Consider the following 5,699-nt stretch of genomic DNA (forward strand, 5'->3'; position numbering starts at 1 on the left):
GCTGTGGCGCCCGGGGCGCGCGGCGCCCCCCACCCCCCCCCCCAACAAACCGCCCCCCCCCCCGCGCCCCCCCGGCCCCCCCGCCGCACGGAAGAGGACAACAACCATGCCGAAGATGAAGACGCACAGCGGGACGTCCAAGCGGATCCGCGTCACGGGCTCGGGCAAGCTGCGCCGCCAGAAGGCCGGCCGTCGCCACCTGCTGGAGAAGAAGTCCAGCCGCCTCACCCGGCGCCTCGAAGGCACCACCGAGGTCGCGAAGAACGACGTGGGCCGCGTCAAGCGCCTGCTCGGCCGCTGACCTCATCGCTTTTGTTCTGAACACCCGGGGCGTGGTGCGCCCCCCGAGATTGACAGGATGGACCCGTGGCACGCGTCAAGCGGGCGGTCAACGCCCAGAAGAAGCGTCGCGCAACTCTCGAACTGGCCAGCGGTTACCGCGGCCAGCGTTCGCGGCTGTACCGCAAGGCCAAGGAGCAGACGCTCCACTCGCTCAACTACGCCTACCGGGACCGCCGCGCCCGCAAGGGTGACTTCCGCCAGCTGTGGATCACCCGGATCAACGCGGCGGCCCGTGCCAACGGCGTGACCTACAACCGGTTCATCCAGGGCCTCAAGGCCGCCGGTGTCGAGGTGGACCGCAAGATCCTCGCCGACCTGGCGGTCAACGACGCCGCCGCGTTCACCGCGCTGGCCGAGCTGGCCAAGGCGAACGTGACGACCGGCGAAGCGAAGTCGGCCTGAGCGGCCTGTTTTCCCGGCCCGGGGCGGCTCCGTTCACCGAACGGACCCCCCGGGTCGTTGCTGCGCGCAAGCTGACCCGGCGCGCGGAACGCGACAAGACCGGCCGGTTCCTCGCCGAAGGCGCCAACGCGGTCGAGGCCGCGCTCGCGCACGCCTGGGACGGCGGCGGCACGGTCCACGAGTTGTTCGTCACCGAACGCGCGGCGGCGCAGTACGGGAATCTGCTCGCGGTGGCGGACGAGGCCGGTGTCCCGGTCTCGCCGATCACCGACCGCGCCGCCGGCGGGCTCTCCGAAACCGTGACGCCGCAGGGGATCGTCGCCGTCTGCGCCCTTGTCGACCGTCCACTCTCGACGGTCGTGGCGGCCGGTGCGCGGCTGGTCGTCGTCCTCGTCGACGTCGCCGACCCCGGTAACGCGGGCACGGTGATCCGCGTCGCCGACGCCGCCGGTGCCGACGCGGTGGTCCTCGCGGGCGACAGCGTCGACCCGCACAACGGCAAATGCGTCCGCGCCGCCGCGGGCAGCCTCTTCCACCCCGCCATCGCGCGGGTCCGCGACGTCTCCGCCGCGCTGGAGGCGTGCTCGTCCGCCGGGTTGCGCACGCTCGCCGCCCACGGGTACGCCGAGACCGAGCTGGACCGCGTCGACCTCGCACCGCCGACCGCGTGGGTGTTCGGCAACGAGGCACACGGCCTGCCCGCCGACGTCCTCGGCGCCACTGACCTCGCCGTGCGGATTCCGCTCTACGGACGGGCGGAAAGCCTCAATCTGGCGACGGCGGCCGCGGTGTGCGTCTACACCACGGCGATGGCCGCGCGTCAGCCGAACGGGTAGCACCCGGCGGTGTGCTCCCGGTGCTGCCCGACCGGTGCGTTCACCCCTTGGTGACCACCGAGGGGCCCGCCAAGGGCGACGGTCCGGCCACCGATGGGATCCCATAGAATTCCCCCGCTTGAAGATTCAGCGTGTGCGGCGGGGCCGTCGCCACACGGCCCGACCAGTCCAGCCGGACGCCGAGGAGTTATGTCCGAAGCCAACGACAAGCAGGATGCCCAGCCCGTGGCTGCGCTCGCCCCCGCTGTGCTAACTCAGGAAGCCTTGCGGGAAGCCGTCGAGCGAGCCGAGACGGAGTTCGCGGCCGCGGCCGGGCTCGACGAGCTGGCCGCCGTGAAGCCTGCGCACCTCGGTGACCAGTCGCCGCTGCTGCTCGCCCGCCGGGAGATCGGCGCCCTGCCCAAGGCCGAGAAGGCCGAGGCCGGCAAGCGGGTGAACGAAGCGCGCCAAGCCATCCAGGCCGCCTTCGACACGCGCCGTGCCGAGCTGCAGGCCGAGCGCGACGAGCGCGTGCTGCGCGAGGAAGCCGTCGACGTCACGCTGCCGTGGGACCGGATCCCGCGCGGTGCCCGGCACCCGATCAGCACCGTCTCCGAGCGGGTGGCCGACGCCTTCGTCGCGATGGGCTACGAGATCGCCGAGGGCCCGGAGCTGGAAGCCGAATGGTTCAACTTCGACGCCCTGAACTTCGGCAAGGACCACCCGGCCCGGCAGTTGCAGGACACGTTCTATGTCGGGGAAGAGGACTCCGGGCTGGTGCTGCGCACGCACACCTCGCCGGTGCAGGCCCGCACGCTGCTGCACCGCGATCTGCCGGTCTACGTGGTCTGCCCTGGCCGGACGTACCGCACCGACGAGCTGGACGCCACGCACACCCCGGTGTTCACCCAGGTCGAGGGGCTGGCCGTGGACAAGGGCATCACGATGGCCCACCTGAAGGGCACCCTCGACGCCTTCGCCCGCGCGATGTTCGGCGAGAGCTCGAAGACCCGGCTGCGGCCGCATTTCTTCCCGTTCACCGAGCCCTCGGCCGAGGTGGACGTCTGGTTCGAGGAGAAGAAGGGCGGGCCCGGCTGGGTCGAATGGGGTGGCTGCGGCATGGTCAACCCGAACGTCCTGCGCGCCTGCGGTGTCGACCCCGAGGTGTACTCGGGTTTCGCCTTCGGCATGGGCATCGAGCGCACCCTGCAGTTCCGCAACGGCATCCCCGACATGCGGGACATGGTCGAGGGCGACGTGCGGTTCACTCTTCCCTTCGGGACGGAGGCCTGAATGAGCGACCATCGCGAAGCGGCTCATTCGGGCCGACCGGGTGCGGGTGTCCCGCAGAAAGCTGAGGCGTAAGTGCGAGTTCCGGTGAGCTGGCTGACGGAGCACCTCGACGTCAGCGAGGAAGTGACGCCCCAGGATCTGGTCGACGCGTTCGTGCGGATCGGCATCGAGGTCGACGACGTCAGCGGGCTCGGCCCGGTGACCGGCCCCCTGGTGGTCGGCCGCGTGGCCGAGATCGAGGAACTGACCGAGTTCAAGAAGCCGATCCGGTTCTGCCGGGTCGAGGTCGGGGAGTCCGCCGACGAACCCGCCACCGGTGACGCCGCGCTCGACGCGGACAGCGCCGACGACGATGACGACGACGGCCCCTTCGAACACGAGGGGCCGCACGGGCTGAAGACCCGCGGGATCATTTGCGGTGCCCGCAACTTCGACGAGGGCGACCTCGTCGTGGTCGCGCTGCCCGGTGCCGTGCTGCCCGGCGACTTCGCCATCACCGCGCGGCAGACCTACGGCCGCACCAGTGACGGCATGATCTGCTCGGCGCGCGAACTCGGCCTCGGCGACGACCACGCCGGCATCCTCGTGCTGCCGCCGGGCACCGCGAGCCCCGGTGACGAAGCGCGGGAACTGCTCGGCCTGGACGACACGGTCGTCGAGGTGACCCCGACCCCGGACCGCGGCTACGCGCTGTCCATCCGCGGCCTGGCGCGGGAGCTGTCGAACGCGCTGGACGTGCCCTTCGGCGACCCCGGTCAGCGGGAGGTCCCGGAGGCCGACCGCGACGCCTGGCCGGTGCGCATCGAGGACACCGAGGGCTGCCGCCGGTTCGTCCTGCGCCGCGTCAAGGATCTCGACGCCACCGCCCCGACCCCGTGGTGGATGCGCCGCAGGCTGATGCTGGCCGGCATCCGGTCGATCTCGCTCGCGGTCGACGTCACGAACTACGTCATGCTCGAGCTCGGGCATCCGCTGCACGCCTTCGCGACCGGTTCGGTCCGGGGCGAACTGGTGGTGCGCAAGGCGAAGCCGGGCGAGAAACTGACCACTTTGGACGATGCGGAGCGGGTGCTCGACGCCGACGACGTGGTGATCGCCGACGACTCCGGGGTCATCTCGCTGGCAGGCACCATGGGTGGTGCGAGCACCGAGATCACGCCGGAGAGCACCGATGTGCTGATCGAGGCGGCGCATTGGGATCCCGCGTCGATCAGCCGCACCGCGCGACGGCACAAGCTCTTCTCCGAAGCCGCCAAGCGGTTCGAGCGGTTCACCGATCCGCAGCTGTGTGCCGCGGCGGTCGAGCGGGCGGCGCAGTTGCTGCGCCAGTACGGCGACGGCTCGATCCAGCCTGGTCGCACCGACGAGGGCGGCGTCGAGCCGAACCCGCCGGTGATCATGCCGATCAACCTGCCCGACAAGGTGGCCGGGGTGCGGTACGAGCGCGGCGTGACGGTCCGCAGGCTCGCCCAGATCGGCTGCAAGGTGTCCGTCGGTACCGGTGACGACGGCACGGCGTTCGTGACCGCGATCCCGCCGAGCTGGCGCGGCGACCTCGTGCAGCCCGCGGATCTCGTCGAAGAGGTCTTGCGGCTGGAAGGCTACGAGAGCATCCCGTCCACCCTGCCCGCCGCGCCCGCCGGCCGCGGGCTCACCGAACGGCAGCGCCGCCGCCGTGGTGTCGCGCGTGCGCTGGCCGAGTCCGGGTACGTCGAGGTGCTGCCGTTCCCGTTCGTCGGCACGGCGGTGTGGGACGCGTTCGGGCTGCCGGCCGACGACGTGCGCCGCAAGACGGTGCGGGTGCGCAACCCGCTGGAGGCCGACCGCGACCAGCTGGCCACGACGCTGCTGCCCGGCCTGCTGGACACCTTGCAGCGCAACGTTTCCCGCGGGATGAAGGACGTCGCGCTGTTCCACATCGGACAGGTCGTGCTGGAGGCGCCGAACCCGGTGAAGGTGCCGGCGCTGGGCGTCGACCGGCGGCCATCCGACGAGGAACTGGCCGTGCTCGAAGCCGCCGTGCCGATGCAGCCGCTGCACGTCGGCGTCGTGCTGGCGGGCCAGCGGCAGCGAGCGGGCTGGTGGGGCAAGGGCGAGCAGGCGAACTGGGCCGACGCGGTGCAGGCCGCGCGGACGGTCGCCGAGGCGGCCGGGGTCGAGCTGACCGTGGCCGCCGCCGATCTGCCGCCGTTCCACCCCGGCCGTTGCGCGCGGCTCAAGGTGGGGGAGTGGCCCGTCGGGCATGCCGGCGAGCTGCACCCGAAGGTGGTCGAGGCACTGGGCCTGCCGCCGCGCACCGTCGCGATGGAGCTCGACCTCGACGCGATCCCGCTGCCGGACTCGCGCCCGGCGCCGAGCGTGTCGAGCTATCCGCCGGTGCTGCTCGACGTCGCGCTGGTCGCCGCCCAGGACGTGCCCTCGGCCGATCTCGCCGAGGCGTTGCGCACCGGAGCGGGTGAACTGCTCGAGGACATCACCCTGTTCGACGCCTACACCGGCGAGCAGGTCGGCGAAGGAAACCGTTCGCTGGCCTACAGCCTGCGGTTCCGGGCACCGGACCGGACGCTGACCGTCGAGGAGGCCACGAAGGCCCGCGATGCCGCCGTGGCCGCAGCGGGTGAGCGGTTCGGCGCCACCATCCGCGCCTGAGTTCCGACCGCCGTGGCCGCGGCGGGTGAGCGGTTCGGCGGCGGCGCCGTCCGCGCCTGAGTTCCGACCGTCGTGGCTGCGGCGGGTGAGCGGTTCGGCGGCGGCGCCGTCCGCGCCTGAGTTCCGGGCCCGTGGGGAAGACGGCCGTGTCGTCTGGACCCCACGGCGCCCACCGCGGCCCGACCCCGAACAGCACCC

The 5,699-nt window shown here is 72.1% G+C and carries 5 protein-coding genes; all 5 read left to right on the forward strand.

The features are described from left to right. Positions 1 to 106: 106 nt before the first annotated feature. On the forward strand, positions 107 to 301 hold the full coding sequence (rpmI, locus tag ACFWX1_RS19470; RefSeq protein ID WP_378389106.1) for a 50S ribosomal protein L35: 195 nt from the start codon (positions 107 to 109) through the stop codon (positions 299 to 301). Between the two features lie 65 nt (positions 302 to 366). After that, entirely contained in the window at positions 367 to 744 is a 378-nt protein-coding gene (rplT, locus tag ACFWX1_RS19475; RefSeq protein WP_009079612.1) for a 50S ribosomal protein L20, read from the forward strand. Between the two features lie 5 nt (positions 745 to 749). Continuing rightward, entirely contained in the window at positions 750 to 1,580 is an 831-nt protein-coding gene (locus ACFWX1_RS19480; protein ID WP_378389132.1) for a TrmH family RNA methyltransferase, read from the forward strand. Positions 1,581 to 1,769: 189 nt separating this feature from the next. Beyond that, positions 1,770 to 2,852 carry a phenylalanine--tRNA ligase subunit alpha gene (pheS, locus tag ACFWX1_RS19485; protein WP_378389108.1) on the forward strand — a complete coding sequence of 361 codons (1,083 nt, stop codon included), beginning with the start codon at positions 1,770 to 1,772 and terminating at the stop codon, positions 2,850 to 2,852. 72 nt (positions 2,853 to 2,924) lie between these two features. Further along, positions 2,925 to 5,501 carry a phenylalanine--tRNA ligase subunit beta gene (gene pheT, locus ACFWX1_RS19490; RefSeq protein WP_378389110.1) on the forward strand — a complete coding sequence of 859 codons (2,577 nt, stop codon included), beginning with the start codon at positions 2,925 to 2,927 and terminating at the stop codon, positions 5,499 to 5,501. The last annotated feature ends 198 nt before the right edge of the window (positions 5,502 to 5,699 follow it).

It is taken from the genome of Amycolatopsis sp. NPDC059021 (genome assembly GCF_042739895.1).
GTDB lineage: Bacteria > Actinomycetota > Actinomycetes > Mycobacteriales > Pseudonocardiaceae > Amycolatopsis.